The 18963-nt window shown below is 71.9% G+C and carries 16 protein-coding genes; 9 read left to right on the top strand and 7 right to left on the bottom strand.

Translation table 11 applies throughout. From position 1 onward, the window contains the following. Positions 1-5 precede the first annotated feature (5 nt). The gene (locus ACFO6V_RS04390; RefSeq protein WP_377132629.1) at positions 6-773 is read right to left on the bottom strand and encodes an MBL fold metallo-hydrolase; all 768 of its coding nucleotides are present in this window, start codon (positions 771-773) and stop codon (positions 6-8) included. Between the two features lie 86 nt (positions 774-859). Here ACFO6V_RS04390 and ACFO6V_RS04395 point away from each other — a divergent pair, with 86 nt between their 5' ends. Then, positions 860-1453 carry a CGNR zinc finger domain-containing protein gene (locus tag ACFO6V_RS04395; RefSeq protein WP_377132631.1) on the top strand — a complete coding sequence of 198 codons (594 nt, stop codon included), beginning with the start codon at positions 860-862 and terminating at the stop codon, positions 1451-1453. Between the two features lie 75 nt (positions 1454-1528). Beyond that, complete coding sequence (locus ACFO6V_RS04400) at positions 1529-2602, top strand: serine hydrolase domain-containing protein (RefSeq protein ID WP_377132633.1); 1074 nt, start codon at positions 1529-1531, stop codon at positions 2600-2602. Between the two features lie 68 nt (positions 2603-2670). Here the strand turns inward: ACFO6V_RS04400 and ACFO6V_RS04405 are convergent, their stop codons facing one another. Next, entirely contained in the window at positions 2671-5217 is a 2547-nt protein-coding gene (locus tag ACFO6V_RS04405) for an excinuclease ABC subunit UvrA (RefSeq protein WP_377132635.1), read from the bottom strand. 180 nt (positions 5218-5397) lie between these two features. On the opposite strand from ACFO6V_RS04405, the gene ACFO6V_RS04410 reads away from it, so the two are divergent. Together ACFO6V_RS04410 and ACFO6V_RS04415 are read left to right on the top strand one after the other, a co-directional pair. Next, the gene (locus tag ACFO6V_RS04410) at positions 5398-5784 is read left to right on the top strand and encodes a VOC family protein (protein WP_377132637.1); all 387 of its coding nucleotides are present in this window, start codon (positions 5398-5400) and stop codon (positions 5782-5784) included. A 79-nt stretch (positions 5785-5863) separates the two neighbouring features. Beyond that, positions 5864-6283, top strand: a complete 420-nt coding sequence (locus tag ACFO6V_RS04415) for a PPOX class F420-dependent oxidoreductase (RefSeq protein WP_377132639.1) — start codon at positions 5864-5866, stop codon at positions 6281-6283. A 30-nt stretch (positions 6284-6313) separates the two neighbouring features. Here ACFO6V_RS04415 and ACFO6V_RS04420 read toward each other — a convergent pair whose 3' ends face one another. Next, a complete protein-coding gene (locus tag ACFO6V_RS04420) occupies positions 6314-6763 on the bottom strand; it encodes a MarR family winged helix-turn-helix transcriptional regulator (RefSeq protein WP_377132641.1) in 450 nt (149 codons plus the stop codon). A 212-nt stretch (positions 6764-6975) separates the two neighbouring features. Between ACFO6V_RS04420 and ACFO6V_RS04425 the strand changes: the two genes are divergently transcribed. Next, the gene (locus ACFO6V_RS04425) at positions 6976-9972 is read left to right on the top strand and encodes an NEW3 domain-containing protein (RefSeq protein WP_377132643.1); all 2997 of its coding nucleotides are present in this window, start codon (positions 6976-6978) and stop codon (positions 9970-9972) included. Positions 9973-10007: 35 nt separating this feature from the next. On the opposite strand, the gene ACFO6V_RS04430 is transcribed toward ACFO6V_RS04425, so the two are convergent. Further along, positions 10008-10787, bottom strand: coding sequence for a FadR/GntR family transcriptional regulator (locus ACFO6V_RS04430; RefSeq protein ID WP_377132645.1), 780 nt, complete (start codon positions 10785-10787; stop codon positions 10008-10010). 74 nt (positions 10788-10861) lie between these two features. On the opposite strand from ACFO6V_RS04430, the gene ACFO6V_RS04435 reads away from it, so the two are divergent. The 4 genes from ACFO6V_RS04435 to ACFO6V_RS04450 all read left to right on the top strand — a co-directional run bounded on the left by ACFO6V_RS04435 (position 10862) and on the right by ACFO6V_RS04450 (position 14371). Continuing rightward, the gene (locus ACFO6V_RS04435) at positions 10862-11509 is read left to right on the top strand and encodes a TetR/AcrR family transcriptional regulator (protein WP_377132647.1); all 648 of its coding nucleotides are present in this window, start codon (positions 10862-10864) and stop codon (positions 11507-11509) included. Continuing rightward, positions 11506-12438, top strand: a complete 933-nt coding sequence (locus tag ACFO6V_RS04440; RefSeq protein WP_377132649.1) for an ABC transporter ATP-binding protein — start codon at positions 11506-11508, stop codon at positions 12436-12438. The genes ACFO6V_RS04435 and ACFO6V_RS04440 overlap by 4 nt, the downstream gene beginning before the upstream one ends. Then, on the top strand, positions 12435-14015 hold the full coding sequence (locus tag ACFO6V_RS04445; RefSeq protein WP_377132651.1) for an ABC transporter permease: 1581 nt from the start codon (positions 12435-12437) through the stop codon (positions 14013-14015). The genes ACFO6V_RS04440 and ACFO6V_RS04445 overlap by 4 nt, the downstream gene beginning before the upstream one ends. Positions 14016-14080: 65 nt before the next feature. Further along, positions 14081-14371 carry a hypothetical protein gene (locus ACFO6V_RS04450; protein ID WP_377132653.1) on the top strand — a complete coding sequence of 97 codons (291 nt, stop codon included), beginning with the start codon at positions 14081-14083 and terminating at the stop codon, positions 14369-14371. Positions 14372-14493: 122 nt separating this feature from the next. Here the strand turns inward: ACFO6V_RS04450 and ACFO6V_RS04455 are convergent, their stop codons facing one another. The 3 genes from ACFO6V_RS04455 to ACFO6V_RS04465 form a co-directional block, all read right to left on the bottom strand. Then, the gene (locus ACFO6V_RS04455; protein WP_377132655.1) at positions 14494-15375 is read right to left on the bottom strand and encodes a cation-transporting ATPase; all 882 of its coding nucleotides are present in this window, start codon (positions 15373-15375) and stop codon (positions 14494-14496) included. Between the two features lie 171 nt (positions 15376-15546). Next, entirely contained in the window at positions 15547-18156 is a 2610-nt protein-coding gene (locus ACFO6V_RS04460; RefSeq protein ID WP_377132657.1) for an ABC transporter permease, read from the bottom strand. After that, the gene (locus ACFO6V_RS04465) at positions 18156-18947 is read right to left on the bottom strand and encodes an ABC transporter ATP-binding protein (protein WP_377132659.1); all 792 of its coding nucleotides are present in this window, start codon (positions 18945-18947) and stop codon (positions 18156-18158) included. Before ACFO6V_RS04465 ends, ACFO6V_RS04460 begins: the two co-directional genes overlap by 1 nt. Between the last annotated feature and the right edge of the window lie 16 nt (positions 18948-18963).

Raw genomic sequence — 18963 nt, forward strand, 5'->3', positions numbered from 1 at the left:
GCGCGTCAGCGGTGCGCGAGCCGGCCGCCCAGGCCCGCCGCGTCGAAGGCGGCCACGGTGGTCCGGAGATCCTCGGAGAAGTGCGCCCAGCTGTCGACATGGGCGATGAGCACCCGGCGCGCGTCGAGCAGCTTCGCCGCCTCCACCGCGCGCCCGGCGTCGAGCGTCAGCAGGTCGGGCTCGTCGGAGATCACCGGCATGCGCACGGCGCCGGCGAACAGCACCGCCTCCTCGACGTCGAAGCGTTCGGCGACCTCCCGGACGACGTCGAGCGACGCGTTGTCGCCGCTGATGTACACGACCGGGAGGCCTTCGCCGGTGAGCACGAACCCGATCACCTGGCCGACCACCGGCTCCGACCCGTCCGGTCCGTGCTGGGCGCGCGTGGCGGTGACCGTGACGGTGCCGCCGCCCGGACGCGGCAGCTCGGTGGCCTCCCAGGGCGCCAGGCCGCGGGCGGTGCCGCCCAGGCGACCGGCGCCGCCGACCGTGGTCAGGGTCAGCGGGACCCCGGCGAGGAAGACCCGGCCCGCGCTGTCGAGGTTGTCCGCGTGCTCGTCGTGCGACAGGAGCACCGCGTCCACCGCACCCACCTCGTCGGCGGTGACCGGCGAGTCGACGGTGCGCTCCAGCGGCACGTCGCCCCGATACGTTCCCGCACGGTCGAAGGTCGGGTCGGTCAGCAGGCGCAGCCCGCCGTACTCGATCACGACGGTGGGGCCGCTGATCACGCGGGCAAGGAACTGCTCGGACGCCGTTGCTGGCACAGACATCTCGTCTTCCTCTCATGGAAATCTTCGGACGTTGCCGTGACTCTACCCGACACCTCACGGCAAAATACAAGATGTAACATGAGAGCGTGCCCAGCCCCTTGACTCCACCCACCGAGCTGCCACCACCCGCACCGGGCGCCGCCGAGCACAGCGCCCTCGACCTGGTGAACTCCGTCGTGCAGGTCCCGGGCGGCGGCACGCTCGACGCGCTGACGACACCCGCGGCGGCGACCGCATGGCTGGTCGAGCGCGACCTCGCACCGCCCGGCGCCCCGCTCCAGGAGTACTGCGCGTCCCGCCTGACCGCCCTGCGCGCCCAGGTCCGCGAGCTGTTCCGCTCGGTCACCGCCGGGACCGCACCCTCGCAGGAGGCCATGGAGGCGATCAACACGGCGCTCCGCCTGGCGCCCGCCACGCAGGTGCTGCGCTGGGATCCGGACCACGGGCTCGTCCAGGAGGCGGTCCACCCGGTCACCCAGGTCGTCGAGCACGCGATGTCGGCGCTCGCGGCGGACGCCGTCAGCCTGGTCACCGGCAGCGAGGCGACAGCGCTGTCCGCCTGCAGCGCCCCGTCGTGCAGCCGGTTCTTCCTGCGGACCCACGCCCGCCGCCACTGGTGCTCCACCCGGTGCGGCAACCGGGTGCGCGCCGCCCGGGCCTACGCGCGCCGCAGCGCCTAGGCCGGCACACCGGAGCTCCGCCGCGCCGCTTCGCCCGCGCCCGCGTGACCACACCCGTCTGGCACGATCTCCCGCATGCACGCGATCCAGATGCTGCGCCGGTTCGTCCTCAACCCGACGCTCCGCGTCGGCGACGGTCGGCCGGGTGCGCCGTGGCCGGTGCACGACGCCGGCGCGACCGCCGAGCTGAACGACGCGGTCGCGCGCGCCGCGTCCCGGCACCCGCGCCTGCACGGCGTCGTCGTCGTGCACCGCGGCAGACTGGCCGCCGAGTGGTACGGCCGGGGCAAGGACTTCCGGCACGGCAGGCCGCTCGGCACTGTCGCATTCGGGCCTCGCACGCTGCACGACGTGCGCTCGGTCTCCAAGAGCGTCGTCGCGCTGCTGTACGGCATCGCGCTGGCCGACGGCGACGTCCCGGACGTGTCCGCGCCACTGCTGGAGCGGTTCCCCGAGTATCCCGACCTCGCCGCCGACCCGGAGCGGTCCGGCATCACGATCGAGCACGCTCTGACCATGACCACGGGCACGGAATGGCGGGAGAAGCCGCCGTACCGCGACCCGAGGAACGGCGAGATCGCCATGCGGATGGCACGAGACCCGTACCGGTACGTCCTCGAGCGCCCGGTGGAGGAGCCTCCGGGCGAGCGGTGGAACTACAGCGGCGGCACCACGGAGGTGCTCGGCCGCATCGTCGCCGCCGGCACCGGTATGCCGCTGCACGAGTTCGCGCAGCGGCGGCTGTTCGCGCCGCTCGGCATCGGACGGGTCGAGTGGATCGCCGAACCGGGCCGGACGCCGATCGCGTGCTCCGGGCTCCGGTTCGCGCCTCGCGACCTCGCCCGGATCGGGCAGCTCGTGCTCGACGACGGCGCGTGGAGCGGACGGCAGGTCGTCGCGCCCGACTGGATCACGCGGATGCTGACCCCGCGCGTCTCGACGGGTTGGTGCGGGTACGGCTACCAGTGGTACCTCGGCGGCGAGGGCCCGGACCGCTGGGCCGGCGCGATCGGTAACGGCGACCAACGCCTGCACCTGCTCCCCGAGCACGACCTCGTCGTGGTGCAGACGACCGGCGGCTACGACGGGACGCTCGGCTCGGACCCGCTGCCCGAGCTGCTCGAGCCGATCCTGGCCCACGTCGCGTAGCGGCCGGATCGAGCCCGGCTACGGCCGTCCTCGACAAGGTCCCCGACCAGCACTTCTGAAGCGGGACCCTACGGCGCGGTGGTCAGATGGGTGCGCAGGTAGCTGCCGGTGACGCTGGCGGCATCGCCCGCGACGTCGTCCGGTGAGCCGGTGGCCACCACCCTGCCACCGGCCGCACCGCCGCCGGGTCCCATGTCGATGATGTGGTCGGCGTTGGCGATCATGTCGAGGTCGTGCTCGATGACGATCACCGTCGCGCCCTGGTCCAGGAGCCGCTGGGTGACGTTCAGGAGCGTACGGACGTCGAGGGGGTGGAGGCCGACGCTCGGTTCGTCGAGGACGAAGAGGGTGTCGGCCTGGTTGCGGTGCAGCTCCGCGGCGAGCTTGAGGCGCTGCGCCTCACCGCCCGAGAGCGCCGGCGTGTCCTCCCCGAGCGTGAGGTAGCCCAGGCCGAGGTCGACGAGGGCCTGGAGCTTGGTGCGCACCTTGCGGATGTCGCCGACGTGGTCGAGGGCGTGCCCGACCGTCGAGGCGAGCAGCTCAGGCAGCGAGATACCGCCCGTCGGCCCCTCGTCGGCGAGCCGCCCCGAGGAAGGCCGCCGGACGGTCATCGCGTCCGGGGCGTACCGGGTGCCACCGCAGTCCGGGCAGGCGATGTCGACGTCGGGCAGGAACTGCACGTCCAGGACGATCTGCCCGGTGCCCTCGCAGCGCGGGCACCGGAGCGACCCGGTGTTGTAGGAGAAGTCGGCGGCGCCCAGACCACGCTCGACGGCGGTCTCGGTGGCGGCGAACGCCCGGCGCAGGTCGTCCATGATGCCGCTGTAGGTGGCGACGGTGGACCGGACGTTGACGCCGATCGGGGTGGCATCGACGACGTCGGCCCGGCGGATCCCTGGCGCGTCGACCGCGGTGACGTGGGCCGGCACGGGCCCGCCCGCCGCGGATGCCTGCACGGCCGGGACGAGGCTGTCGAGGATGAGCGTGGTCTTGCCGGAACCGGAGGCCCCGGTGACGGCGGTCAGGCGGCCGAGCGGGATGTCGACGTCCAGCGCGTGCACCGTGTGCAGGGGCGCGGTCTCGAGATGGATGCTGCCGCGGTCGAACACGTCGTCGGCCCGGTCCCGGATCACCACCGGCTCGCGCCCGGTGAGGAATCCGCCCAGCAGCGAGGCGGGGTCTTCGTCGAGGTCCTTGACGGTGCCCGTGGCCAGGACCGTGCCGCCCTCGGCGCCGGAACCCGGGCCGATCTCGATCAGCCAGTCGGCCTCGCGCAGCACCTGCACGTCATGGTCGACCAGGACCACCGAGTTGCCGTCCCGCAGCAGGTCCTGGATCACCCCGAGCAGGCCGTCGACGTTCGAGGGGTGCAGACCGATGGACGGTTCGTCCAGGACGTAGAGCACTCCGGTGGTCCGGTTCCGCACCGCGCGCGCCAGCTGGACCCGCTGCCGCTCCCCCGTCGACAGGGTGGAGCCCGCCCGGTCCAGGCTCAGGTAGCCCAGCCCGAGCTCGATCAGCCGGCCGGCCATCTCCTGCAGCTTGTCGACGAGGTTCTGCGCCATCGGCCGCATGTCCGGCGGCAGGGTGCCGGGCAGGGACGGGGCCCAGGCCACCACCTCGTCGAGCGTCTTGGCGGTCGCCTCGGCGAGGTTGATGCCGGCGACCTGGCTGCCGAGCGCCTTCTGGCTGAGCCGGGTGCCGTGGCAGGTCGAGCATCTCTGCGCACTGATGAACCTGTTCACGCGGGCCAGGCCGCGTTCGGTGGTGGCCTTGTCCAGCGCCTCCTGCACCGCGAGGCGTGCGTTGCGGTAGGTGAAGTTCAGCTCGAAGAGCTTGCCGCTCTTCGAGGGCACCGAGATGTGCCGCTTCTCCTCCGGCCCGTGCATCACGGTCTCGCGCTCGGCGGCGGTGAGCTCGCTGTACGGGACGTCGGTGCGGACGCCGAATTCGGCCACCACCTGCGGCATCACCGTCAGCCCGAACATCGACCACGGCGCAACGGCGCCGCCGTCGATCGTCTTGCCCGGGTCGGGCACGAGGGATGCCTCGTCGATCTCCCGCACCACACCGGTACCGGAGCACGCAGGGCAGGCGCCGTCGGAGTTGAACGCCAGCACCTCGGCGCCCGGCGGGTAGAACACTGCCGCGCAGACCGGGCACACCAGGTTCAGGTCCGCCGCCACGTCGATCGTCGGGTCCAGGCGATGACCGTTCGGGCACAGGTGCGAGCCCAGCCGGGAGAACATCAGGCGCAGCACGTTCAGCAGCTCGGTGGAGGTGCCGAACGTGCTGCGCACACCCGGCACGGCCGGACGCTGCCGGAGCGCGAGCGCCGCGGGTACGTGCTCGACGCTGTCGACGGCCGCACGTGGCGCATGGGACATCCGCCGGCGGGTATACGTCGAGAGCGCCTCGACGTAGCGGCGAGACCCTTCGGCGTAGAGCACGCCCATGGCGAGCGACGACTTCCCGGACCCGGAGACGCCGGCGATCGCGACCAGCTGCCGGAGCGGCACGGTCACGTCCACGTCCTTGAGGTTGTGAACCTTCGCCCCGCGCACCTCGATCGCGAGCGGTGCATCACCCCAGCCACTGCGTGCCGACTTGTCCACTATCGAGCCTCTCGATTCCGTCTGTTCGCGCCGAGGACGGCGCAACTCCATTCCACGGCAACTATATCCGCTACGCTCCATGGTGTCTCGCCAGTAACGGCCGGGCTCTCTTCGGGGTGCCCGCACACTGGCCGCGAGACTCCACACAGGCCCAGCATCTGGGCGGACGGAGATGATTCGATGAGCGGTCCGGCACTCAATTCAGTTGCCTGGTTCGAGATCGGGAGCGACCGGCCCGAAGAGGTCAAGAAGTTCTTCGGCGACCTGTTCGAGTGGCAGTTCAAGCTGAACAAGGACCTGGAGGGCGTGGACTACCACGCCACGATCACCCCCGGTTCCCCGGGGCCGGTCGGCGGCATCTTCGACCACGCCGGCAAGTTCGACGACTACTCGGTCTTCTACGTCCTGGTCGCGGACGTTCCCGCCACCGTCGAGCGGGCGAAGTCGCTCGGCGGCGAGGTAGTCATGGAGCCGGTCACGGACGCGGCGGGTGTCAGCTTCGCGCGCCTGCGGGACAACACCGGCCACCACTTCGGCGTCTTCTCGGCGCCTGCCCCGACCGAGTAGCAGCAAGCAGCAGGACCAGCCGTCGTGGGAGGGGCGCACCCGCGCCCCTCCCACGGCCCGTCGAAAGGGAACCACGAACATGAAGCAGATGACCGACCAGGAATGGCGAGAGTTCGTGCTGGCAGGGACCAGGACCGGCAAGCTGAGCACCGTGCGGGCAGACGGTTCTCCGCACGTCGTACCGGTGTGGTTCCTGCTGGACGGTGCCGACGTGGTGTTCAACACCGACCACGGCAGCGTGAAGGCGAAGAACATGGCGCGGGACGGCCGGTTCTCGCTGTGCGTCGACTCCGACCAGCCGCCGTATGCGTTCGTCACGCTCAGCGGGCGCGCGAGTCTCATCCAGGACGTGCCGGACGTGCGTGACTGGGCCGGCCGGCTCGGGGCCCGCTACGTGGGGCCTGACCAGGCCGAACACTACGCCGACCGCAACGGCGGCGAGCTGCTGGTGCGCGGCCGGATCGACAAGGTCATCGCATTCGGCGGGATCACCGATTGACCTTCGTGCGCCGGAACGTGCGACGTCCCCTCAGGCGGACAGGCGGTCCTCGACGGAGAACGCGCTGGTTCGCAGCAGCCTCAGATTGAGTGCCAGGCGTTCCAGCTCGCCCTCGCCGAGCACGGACCGGAACCGGAGGGCGAGCTCGTCCTCGAAGACGGGGACGGCCTCTGCCAGCTTCTGCTGCCCCACCTCGGTGAGCTCCAGCAACGCCGAACGGCCGTCCTGGGGATTGGGGATGCGACGGCTGAACCCTGCCACCACTATGCGGTCAACCACCTTGCTGGTGCCGCCCACCGAGATCGCGAACTCCGTGGCGATGTCCTGCACCCGACGACCGGGCTCGCGGCCCAGTAGCTGCATGATCTCGAACCACGTGAGCTGCAGGTCGCAGTCGGTGCGCAACCTGGTGTCGACCGCGGCCCACAGCTCTGTCTCGAAGCGCACGAGGTCGTGGTACAGCCTCTTGAGGTCCGCCATCTTCTTTTCCTCAACCCGTCCCGGAGCCCGCCGCCCGCCGGAACGGCGTGGTCTTCCCTGCTCCGAAGAACGTTTCCATAGAAACTAGTTCGGCTGAGATTGTAGCGCGCGGGACGCATTTGTCCCGAGTGCCTCATCAGGGTCGTTGACCCGATACATCAGACGTCATACATTGTGCGGCGTCGGTCAACGGAGACTCAGGAGCGTGCAACATGCCAGGAACACAGAGCCGACGTCGGCCGCATGACCTCGAACGGCGCGCCCGCGTCACTGCGATCATCGCGATCACCGCTCTCCTGGGGGCGGTGATGCCGACCACGACCTCGACCGCCATGACCTCTACCGCCGCGGAGCCCACCGTGAAGATGATCTACGCAGCCCCTGAAGCGCACGGCACCCGGGGAACCGAGGCGCAGCCCTGCTCGCTGGCCCGGGCGCAGGCGCACGCGCGCCGGCTCGCCGCGGCCGGGCACTCCGTGGTGGTCACGCTGGCCGGCGGCCGCTACGAGCTCGCCGCTCCGCTGCGGTTCGACGCCCGCGACTCCGGTATCGGTGAGGCGACGGTGACGTACCGCGCCGCCGACGGGGAGCGCCCGGTCGTGACGGGTGCGTCGAAGGTCCGCGGCTGGACGAGGTCGAGCATCGGCGACGGGGTCTGGAAGGCCAGGACGCCGGTAGGCCTGGACACCAGACAGCTCTACGTGGACGAGAAGCTGGCCCCGCGTGCGAGCATCGCCGTCGACCCGTCGGACATCACCATGAACGCGACGGGCTTCACGGTCAAGGACCAGGCGCTGCGGTCGCGGCTGGCGCGCGTCGCGGACCCCTCCCGGCTCGAGCTGCAGTCCGTGGCCTCGTTCACCAACAGGTACCTGCCGGTGAAGAGCGTCGCCGGCGCGACGGTGACCATGGCACAGCCTTCCTGGGACAACAGCACGTTCGGCTACGACGTCGTCCAGCAGCCCTTCCGTACCCCGCAGTTCTCTCTCGAGAACGTGCCGGAGCTGCTGAGCGCCGCGGGCCAGTGGGCCATCGACCCCGCCGCGGGCAGGCTCTACTACCGCGCCGGCGACGGCGTGAACCCCAACACCCTGGACGTCGAGCTCCCGAGGCTCGAGTCGGTGCTGCAGGTCGCCGGGACCTATGAGGCCCCGGCGCGAAACCTCGTCTTCGAGGGACTGACCTTCACCGGGACGTCCTGGATGCACCCGAGCACCGACGACGGGTTCGCCTCCCAGCAGACGGGCACCTATGTGACGGGCGTGTCGGCCGAGCGGCCGGCCGACGCCTTCGACACGTGCCGGGTCGGGTGCTCAGGCTTCGAGTCGACGCGGGCGGCCTGGGGCATGATCGCCGGGGCCGTGCAGGTGTCGGCGGCCACGAACATCGACTTCGTCGGCAACGTCTTCGTCAACCTGGGATCCCAAGGCCTCGGCATCGGCAACGACGGCGGCGCGAACGCGTCGGGGGTGGACCTCGGCGCCAAGAACATCACCGTCACCGGCAACCGGTTCGAGGAGCTGGCGGGCGGCGGCATCATCGTCGGCGGGTCGCGCCTCGACGCCCACCACCCGAGCCGGCCTGAGATGACCAACAGCGACATCGTGATCGACAACAACGTCATCCACGACATCGGCGTCGACTACAAGGACCAGGACGGGGTGTTCGCGACCTACGTCGACGGCCTCACCGTGAGCCACAACCTCATCTACAACCAGCCGTACAGCGCGATCGGCGTGGGCTTCGGGTGGGGCGCCTGGGACGCCGGCGGCAGCCCGGTCTACGAGGACCGCGGCACGTACGAGCACTGGCCCCGGTACTCCACGCCGACGGTCGCCCGCGACTACCGCATCGTCAACAACCGGATGGACAACGTGGTCACCCGCATGAACGACGCGGCGTGCATCTACACCCTCGGGTCGGTACCGGGATCGCTCATCGACGGCAACTACTGCACGGACCTGGGCAACGACCGTCTCGACTACTCGTGGCCGGTCTACCTCGACGAGGCCTCCAGGCACTGGACGGTCTCCAACAACGTGTTCCTCGGCATCCCCGACGGGCTGCACACCAACCGGGCACCCAGCGGTCAGCCCAACAGCCACCTCACGGCGGTGAACAACTACCTGAGCGCCAACGCCGCCACGGAGGACCTCACCAGGGCGCCCGACTCGACCAGCACCAACCTCGTCGCGGTGCACGAACCGAACCTGCCCCTGGAGGCGTCGAGGATCATCTTCGGGTCGGGCCTGCGGGACCGCGCGGCGGCCGACGACGACCACCCACCGGTCGGCGCCCAGCTGAGCGTGCCGGACGGCCGGCTCGGGCCGAGCCAGAGCATCACGGTGACCGCCGCCCTCGAGAACTTCGACGCGGCCCGGTCGGCGACCGCCGTGTCCACCACGCTCGCCGGCCCGGAGGGCTGGACGGTCACGCCGGCTCCGGACCAGCCGAACACCATCGCGGGGGGCGGCAGCGCCACCACGGGCTGGACCGTGACCGCACCGGAGCGTCCGGCATCAACCGCTCCGCAGGAGTTCACGGCGACGATCAGCTACACCTATCGCGGCGAGCCCTTCGTCGCGACGCGCACCTTCACGCTCACCCAGAAGCTGCCGGCGGTGACGTCGCTGTCCACGTTCGCCGGCGGTGGTGCCGCGATGGAGTTCGGTGAGCTCGACGGGTCCTACTCGATGACCGGCTACTCCGGCGACACGATGGGCCTGTTCGGGATCGACCAGGACTCCTACGGGACCATCTACCAGGAGGCTGCCGCGGGGACGACCTCCACGGTCACCGTCCGGGTCACCGCCTACGACCAGGTCGTCCGGTCGTCCAAGGCCGGCATCGTGCTCCGGAACGACCTCACGCAGGCAGGAGCTGGTCGGGGGTACGTCTCCCTCATGGTGCAGTCCGAGGGCGTCACGCTGTTCAACGACAGCGACGGCGACGGCAAGATCGACGAGTTCTACCCGCTCCGCTCGGGCCCCACCACCGGTCCGCTGTGGCTGCGGCTGACGCGGGACGGCGGGTCCGTGAAGGGGTCCTACTCGGTCGACGGCGTGACGTGGACCGGCCTCGCGCAGACGCTCACGCTGAACAACCCCACGGCGAGCCTGGACGCGGGGATGATCTATGTGACCGACACGGGCACCACGCCCACCTCGCGCAAGGGCACGGCCAGCTTCGACTCCTTCTCGGTCGAGTAGCCGGGCTCCCCCGCCCCTCGCTGGTCGAGCTTGGATCAGTCAGCGGCGGGGGTGCCCCGGTCCGAGGGGGCCGACGTCGGTATGCGGCGGCGCTGCCAGGCATCCAGGATGTGCCGGTTCATGTTCTCGTGCGCCTCGTCGGCGCTGCCCGCGGTGATCGCCGCGAAGACCGCCTCGTGCTCGGCGAGCGTGGTCCGGATGCTCTCGCGCGAGTCGACGCCGCGGAACCTGTCGTTGGCGCGGGCTCGCTCGAAGAGGGTCCGTGCGATGCTCTCGGCGAGGCGGTTGCCGGAGAACGACATCACCGCCACGTGGAAGGCCGCGTCCGCGTCCCGGAACGCCTCGTCGTCGTGCGACGAGTCGCGCATCCGTTGCAGGTGTCCCTCGAGCTCCTTGAGCTGGAGGTCCGAACGCCGGACCGCCGCGTCGGCTGCCATCACCGACTCGAGCTGGGCCCGCACCACGCTCAGCTCGTCCAGGACACCGAGGGAGTCGTCGTGCTTGATCAGTGACGTGAGCACCACCTGATCGAGGATGTTCCACGAGCTCGTGGGCCGCACCGAGGTGCCGCGACCACGGGCGATCGTGACCAGCCCCTTCTCCTCGATGCGCTTCACCGACTCGCGGATCACCGTCCGGCTGACGCCGAACCGCTCGGCGAGCATCCCTTCCGGCGGGAGCAGGTCACCGGGCTGGACAGCGCCCGAGACGATGACATCGACGATGGCGTCCACTACCGCGATCCCGAGTGTCGGCGACGGTTCTCGCTTGTCGAAGAGCGGGAAGCCAGTCTCGGGTCGAGCGTCACTGGGCATGCGGCGATCATAGGGCAAACCGTTCGCCACTGTACGGCTGTACAGCATGCTATACGTGTGTATAGGCTGGGGGCGTGCCACATTCCGATGACCTCACCGCCCGCGCCCGGATCCGCGACGCCGCCCTCGCCGAGTTCGGCGCGCAGGGCATCGCCGGCGCGACCATCCGCGGCATCGCCAAACGTGCGGGCGTCTCGCCCGCGCTGGTCCAGCACCACTTCGGGACGAAGGAAGGGCTCCGCGCCGCCTGCGACGACCACGTGCTGGCGTACTACCGCGGGACCACCGAGGCGGCGTTCGACCGCGGCCAGATCGGCGACTCCTCGTTCCTGTCGACGGTCTACGCCTCGTCGCAGCCCGTCCTGGACTACCTCGCCCGGGCGCTGGTCGACGGCACGCCCGCCGCCGCGACCGTCTTCGACGAGATGGTGAACCTGACCGAGCGCTACTTCGCCGACATCCCAGGGCTCGCCGACGCGCGGACCCGCGCCGTCGTCTACACCAGCATGCGGCTGGGCGGGCTCGTCCTGCACCAGCACGTGGCCCGCCTGCTGGAGGTCGACTCCATCACCGACGCCGGCCCGCAGCTCGGCCGCGCCACGCTCGACGTCGTCTCCCCCGACATCCTGCCCGACGGCGTCGCCGACCAGATCAAGCGGGCCCTGGACAGCTACGAGGACGACCACAAGAAGGACGACCGCAAGAAGGAGGAAGACCGATGACCGCAACCACCGACGCCCCAGTCGTCGAGATCGACGGACTGGTCAAGACCTTCGGTTCCACCCGCGCGCTGGACGGCCTGGACCTCCAGGTCGGCCGGGGCGAGGTGCATGGCTTCCTCGGGCCGAACGGCGCGGGCAAGACCACCACCATCCGCGTGCTGCTCGGCCTGCTCCGCGCGACGTCGGGCACGGTGCGGCTCTTCGGGAGTGACCCGTGGGCCGACGCCACCAGCCTGCACCGCAGGCTGGCCTACGTCCCCGGCGACGTCACGCTCTGGCCGACCCTGACCGGCGGCGAGGTGATCGACCTGCTCGGCCGCACCCGCGGCGGGCAGTCCGGTGCGGGACACGACAAGGGCCGCCGCGACGAGCTGATCGAGCGCTTCGAGCTGGACCCGAGCAAGCGCTGCCGCACCTACTCCAAGGGCAACCGGCAGAAGGTGGCGCTCGTCGCGGCACTGGCCTCGGACGTCGAGCTGCTCGTCCTCGACGAGCCGACGTCCGGCCTGGACCCGCTGATGGAGGCCACGTTCGCGGCCGAGATCGCCCGCGAGCGCGACCGTGGGCGCACGGTCCTCCTGTCGAGCCACATCCTGTCCGAGGTCGAGGCCCTGTGCGATCGCGTGAGCATCGTCCGGGCGGGCCGCACCGTCGAGTCCGCGCCGCTCTCCGAGCTGCGGGCCGCGCGGCGCACCGTGGTGACCGCCGAGCTGGCGGCCCCCGCACCCGGCCTGGCCACGCTGCCCGGCGTCCACGACCTGGAGACGGACGGGCCGAACATCACCTGCCGGGTCGACGCGGAGCACCTGGACACCCTGCTGCGCGCGCTCGTCGACTCCGGAGTGCGCGGGCTCACCAGCAGGCCGCCTTCGCTGGAGGAGCTGTTCCTGGCGCACTACCGCCAGACGCCGGCCGGGATGGCGCGATGAGCGCCGTCGGCCCGCTGACCGGGATCGGGGAGCTCGCCCGCCTGATCGTGCGCCGCGACCGGTTCGTCCTGGCGGCCTGGCTGGTGCTCATGGCCCTGCTCGCCCTCGGCCTGGCGTCCGGCGGCACCTCCGCCTACCCGACGGAGGCCGAACGCGCGGCCCTGATCGACGACGTGGCGGCCAACCCCGCGCTGCTCGCCATGCGCGGGCCGGTCTTCGCACCGACCCCCGGCGCGCTCGCCGCCCAGGGGTTCGTCACGAGCGGCGTGCTGTTCACCGGCCTGGCGAGCCTGCTGCTGGTCATCCGGCACACCCGCGCGGACGAGGCTGCCGGACGCCGGGAGCTGCTCGGCTCGGGAGTCGTGGGACGGCAGGCCGCCCTCGCCGCCGCGCTCGCCGTGGTGTGCGCGGCCGATCTCGCGGTGGCGGCGCTGGTCACGCTCAGCCTGCTGGCCACCGGGCTGCCGGTCGGCGGTTCCGTCGCGCTCGGGCTGGCGCTCGGGGCCGGCGGCATCGTGTTTGCCGGCGTCGGCGCGGTCGCCGCCCAGCTGACCGAGGGCGCAGGCGGCGCGCGGACGATCGCCCTGGTCGTGCTCGGAGGGCTGCTCGTCGTCGCCGGGGCCGGCGACCTGACCGGTTCCGGGCTCGTGTGGTGGTCGCCGTTCGGCTGGGCCCGCCACCTGCGGTCGTTCGCCGGCGAGCAGTGGTGGGTGTTCCTGCTGTTCGCGGGACTCGCGACGCTCCTGACGTGGGCCGCGTTCACGCTCTCGGCGCGGCGCGACCTCGGCGCGGGCCTGGTGCCCGCCCGGCCGGGCCCGGCGGTCGCCGGACCTGGGCTGCGCAGTCCGCTCGCGCTGGCCTGGCGCGTCCACCGCGGGGCCCTGTTCGGCTGGGCGGCGGGGTTCACGCTGCTCGGGGCCGCACTCGGCGCGGCGATGCGCTCCATCGGCGGCCTGCTCGACACGCCCGCCTACCGGGATCTCATGGCGACGACAGGTGACAGCGACGTCGCGGACGCGTTCTTCCGGCTCGTGCTGTACGTGCTGGCACAGGTGGTGGCGGCGTCCGCCGTCGTCTCCGCGCTGCAGGTGCGCGGCCAGGAGACGGCCGGGCTCGCCGACCTGCTGCTGAGCGGACCCGTCGACCGCCTCCGCTGGGCCGCGAGCCATCTGGCGCTGACGGCACTCGGCACCACGGTCGTGCTGTTCGGCCTCGGGCTCGGTGCGGGCCTGGGCTACGGCAGGCCCCTGGACGTGCTCGGGACCACCATGGCCTACCTCCCCGCGTGCCTGGCGTTCGCCGGTCTCGCGGTGACGCTGACGGGCTGGGCCCCGCGCCTGGCGGCGCCGGTCACCTGGGCGGTCCTCGGCGTGACCGTGGCCGTCGACTTCCTCGGCGAGTTCCAGCTGGCCGACGCCGCGGTGCTGCAGCGCATCTCACCGTTCGCCGCGACGGCGGTGCCGCTGACCACCGGATCCGGCCTGGCTGCGGCCCTGGCCGTGCTGGTCGTGCTCGTGGCAGGGCTGACCGGCGTCGGGCTGCTCGGGCTCCGCCGTCGCGACCTGGACGCTTCGTAACGCGCGCTCGCGCCGAAGCGTTCGAGGGCCTTCGCTCGGCGCGGCATGACCCCTACACTCGCGCCATGGCGACGTACGACGAGGTCTGGGCCGACGACACGATCCTCCTGTGCAACGACGGGCACGTCCTCGAGATCTTCGGGTTCACCGACGCCCACCGCTACCACCTCGGCATGCACCGCCCCCGGATCGAGATCGAGGAGCGCAAACGCTCGACGAAGGTAGTCGTCAAGACCACCGGCGGGGGCCACACGTTCGACGTCGGTCCCGCACAGCTCGACGCGGTCCGGGCCTTTGCCACGCGGCTCGACGAGGCCGTGGCGCTCGCGATCACCCGCACTCCACCGAGACCGTGACCGGGGAGTCGCGTCCCGCCCGACGTTGACGCCCTCGTGCCCGAGGTGCGGGAGTCCCGCACCGGGCACGAGGGCGTGCGTCACACGTCAGCCTGACGCCGATCGGCGTCAGGCAGGAACGATCAGAAGAAGTTGCGCGGGTCGAAGTCCTTCGCCAGGTCCGAGAGCCCCTGACCCGCCCCGGAGACCTGGTCCCCGAGCCCGGACAGGGCGCCGTCGGCCGTGCCGGCCAGGCCCTCGACACCAGCCGCCGCCTCACCGACGGCCCCGCTGCCGAGCTCGCCGACCCCCGCGGCGGCCTCGTCGAGAGCGCCGGCGCCAAGGTCCCCGACCGACGACGTGAGCCCCTCGATGTCGACACCCGAAGCGAGCGCGTCGAAGTCGACGCCCAGGTTCGCCGCGTTCTCGAGGAGCGGGCCTGCCACGCTGCTCACCGCGGCGCCGGCCGCGACCGCGCCCAGGATGCCGACGGCCCCGACGGCGACTCCCGCCACCGCTGCGCCCGCGCCGACCTTCGTCAGCGTCGACCGCATCGAGCCCGGCTGGCGCGCCTCCGACCGTGCTGCTGCCCGGGACAGATCCGCGACGCTGGCCGAGCGGGGCTGCTCGTGCGGCGGCAGCTCCGTCTGCATCCGCTGCTGGACCGCCTCGCGCTGCGCCGGCGTCAGCCGGGCGAACGACTCGGCATGGATCTGCTCGATCTGATGCGGATCGGCGGTCTGCATGAGGTAGTCGTAGCGGGCGATGGCCTGCCGGTCGGCGTCGGTGGACGCCGGCGCGCCCGGCCGGCCCTGCGGGACGGGACGGGCCTGCGGGGCGGGCGGGTAGCCCGGCGCTGCCGCGGGCTGGGAACGCCCGTTCACGGCTCCGACGACGTCCTCGAGCGTGGACCGCCAGGACTTCTGCCCCGTCGAACCGCCCTGTGGTGCCCCCTGTTGCTGCTGCCCGGTCTGGGAGTCGAGCACCTTCTTGGCGAGGCCGATCATGTTGGAGAGCTTGGACATGCGGTCCGTTCCTTCCGTCGGTCTGGGGCACCACCCTTCCAGGCCCTGATGAGAACTTCGTGAGAGCCGGATGAGAGAACGTGCTGATCAACCGGCACGAGGACGGCGCGACGACGGCGCCCGTGCGCGGCGAGGCCGGGCACGGGCGCCGTCGTCAGCGGCGGAACGCCGTCACTCGACGCCGAGGGCCGCCACAGGTGAGGTGCGGGCGGCGGCCCGGGCCGGCAGGACCGACGCGAGCAGACCGGCGACCAGGGCGACCGCCAGGACGATGCCCAGGTCCGCCCACGGGACGGCGTACCGGACGTCGCCCATGACGGACAGCGCGGTCGCCGCCCCCGCCCAGCCGAACACGAGCCCCAGCACTATGCCGAGGACCGCGCCGACACCCGCGATGAGCACGCCCTCGACCGCGAGCATGCCGCGTAGCTGCTCCTTGCTCAGGCCGATGGCCCGCAGGGTCGCGGACTCGCGCGTCCGCTCGATGACCGAGAGGGACAGCGTGTTGGTGACGCCGACCAGGGCGATCACGACCGCGACGGCGAGCAGGCCCACCACGATGCCGAGGATCACGTCGACCACCTGGCGGAACTGAGCCGCCTGGGCGGCCGGCCCCATGACGAACGCGCCGCCGTCCACCTGCGCGACGGCGTCCTGGACGTCCGCCAGCACGGTGGTCGCCTCACCGCCGGAGATGTGCGCCCAGATGTCGGTCGTCGTGTTCTCGGCGGGGACGTTCACGCGGCCGAGGTCGGCAGCCGTGATCGTGCGGTTGAGCGCGTCGGCGGTCGTGATGACGACGGTCAGGTCGACCGAGCCGTCGTCGCTCGACACCGTGACCGGGTCGCCCGCGTCGAGGGACATCTCGTCGGCCGTGCCCTGGGTGAGCAGGATCGAACCGTCGGTGAGGCGTCCGGCCTCCTCCGGCACGTTCACCACCGCGGCGAGCTCGGCGGGATCCGCGGCCAGGACGCTCGAGTCCTCCGTCTCGCCGAGCGTGACCGTCGCATTGGTCACGAGCGCCGTGTCCGCGATGCCGGGGGTGTCGGCCACGGCGTCGTGCAGACCCTCGACGTACTCGGGCGAGGACGCCGACACGCTCACGTCGTACGGGAACTGCTCGTCGAGCAGGCTGTCCGCGGACATGCGGGCGCTCGCCGCGCCGGTCGACATCATGGTGACGAGCGTGACGCCGATGAGCAGCGCGGTGGAGGTCGCCGCCGTCCGGCGCGGGTTGCGCAGGGTGTTGGCGACCGCCAGGCGAGCCGCCGGACCGGTGCGGGCCACGAGCGAGCCCAGCAGGGCCGCGACGCGGGGCAGCCACAGCACCGCGCTCAGCACGACGCCGAAGAACGCCAGGGCCCCACCGCCGACCGCGGCGACCAGACCGAACTGGGTGCCGCCGTTCATCCCGAGGGCCACGCCGCCGCCGAGGGCTGCGAAGCCGCCGACCAGGGCGAGCAGCGAGATCACGAGGCGGGTGCGGCCGGAGCGGGCGCGCAGCGTGGGGGCGTCGGACGGCCGCAGCGCGGCGAGCGGCGCGACCCGGGTAGCCGAGCGGGCGGGGGCCAGGGCGGCCAGGACGGTCACGCCGGCACCGACCGCGAGCGGGAGCACCACCGCCTGCCAGGTCGGTGTGATCGTCGCGGGCAGCGGCACGCCCAGGTCGAAGGCGGGCGCCACCATGAGCGCCACCTGGGCGAGCACCCCGCCGGTCAGGATGCCCACGGCGGAGGCGACCACGCCCAGGATCGCCGCTTCGAGCAGCACGCTGCGGTAGAGCTGGCCGGTCCCGGCGCCGATGCAGCGCAGCAGGGCGAGCGTCCGTGTCCGCTGGGCGACGAGCACCTGGAACGTGTTGGTGATGACCATGGCGGCGATGAGCAGCGCGATGGCGGCGAACGTCATGACGAACACGAGGAAGACGAGGTCCTGGCCGCCGGTCTGCGCGGCGGCCCGCGCCGTGGCGACCTCCTCGGTGGTGTCGACGTCCACGCTGCGGTCGGCACCGCCCGCGGCGGCGTCGAGCGACTCGGCAAGAGGGCCGGGCACGCTCCCGCCGTCGAGCGGAGTGTCGAGCGCGACGAGCAGCTCGGTGACCGGGTTCGGGTAGGGCTCGACCGCGTTCCAGGCATCGAGCGTGGCGGCGGGAACCGCTGCGGCCCCGCCGTACACGGAGTAGGCACCGTACGGGTCGGCGGCGAGGCCGGTCACTGTCAGGGTCTCGGTGACGTCCTCCGGCTCGCCGAGCTCGGCCGCAGGGTCGTCCGCCTGGCTGTCGGCCCAGCCTTCGGGGTACACGGTGCGCTTGAGCGTCACGGTGTCGCCCAGGCCGACCTCGAGCCGCTCGGCCAGGTTCGACGTCAGTGCCACCTCGCCGTCGGCGGCCGGCCAGGCGCCGTCGGTCAGCTCGAGCGGCGAGAGCCGCGGGTCCTCGGGGACCGGCGCGAACGTCTGGTAGCCGCCCTTGCCGCCGTTGCGCAGGTCGCCGAACCAGCTCGTGAGCGGCTGGACGGTCGCGACGCCGTCGACGGCCGAGACGGCGCTGACGTCGTCGGCGGTGAACGAGCTGTCGTCGGCCGTGGCCACGACGACGTCGGCCTTCGCGTACTGCGCCGCGACCATGTCGTGGGTGGTGCCCTGGATGACGCCGCCGGCGAGCAGCGTCACGGTGACGAACGCCGTGCTGATCAGGATCGCCACTCCCGCGGCGGAGAGGCGGCCGACACTGCGCCGCATCTGCCCGAGGGTGAGGCGGGCGGTGGGGAACGACGTCGCCATCACGCACCCGTCCGGGGAGTCGTCGCGACGGCGGGTTCGAGGGTGCGCAGCGCGTCCAGCCCGGCCATCGCGGAGTCGGGCGTGGGGTCGCTGATGTCGCCCGCGATACGGCCATCGGCGATCAGTACCGCGCGGTCCGCGTACGCGGCAGCGGACGGGTCGTGCGTGACCATGATGATCGTGCGGCCCAGCTCACGCACCGAACGACGCAGGAACGACAGCACCTCGGCGCCGGAACGCGAGTCCAGGTTGCCGGTCGGCTCGTCCGCGAACACCACATCAGGCTGCGCGATCAGGGCACGCGCGATCGCGACACGCTGCTGCTGCCCACCCGAGAGCTCACCCGGACGGTGCGTCAGCCGGCCCCTCAGGCCCAGGGTCTCCACCAGGGTGTCGAACCACGCCCGGTCCACGGTGCCGCCCGCGAGCTCGACCGGGAGCGTGATGTTCTGCTCGGCCGTGAACATCGGCAGCAGGTTGAACTGCTGGAACACGAACCCGACCCGGTCCCGGCGCAGCCGCGTCAGAGCCTTGTCGTTCAGGCCCGTGATCTCCGTCTCCCCGAGGAACGCCTGCCCGCTCGTCGCGGAGTCCAGCCCCGCCAGCAGATGCATCAGCGTCGACTTCCCCGAACCCGACGGGCCCATGATCGCCGTGAACCGGCCCTGCTCGAAGTCGACGTCCACCCCGTCCAGGGCCCGCACGGTCGCCTCGCCCTTCCCATAGGTCTTGGTCAGTGAGCGTGCGCGCACAGCGGGTGAGGCCCCGGACGCATTAACGGTGAAGTCCATGGAAGAGACGCTACGG

Source organism: Promicromonospora alba (assembly GCF_042654905.1).
In the GTDB taxonomy this organism is placed as follows: domain Bacteria; phylum Actinomycetota; class Actinomycetes; order Actinomycetales; family Cellulomonadaceae; genus Promicromonospora; species Promicromonospora alba.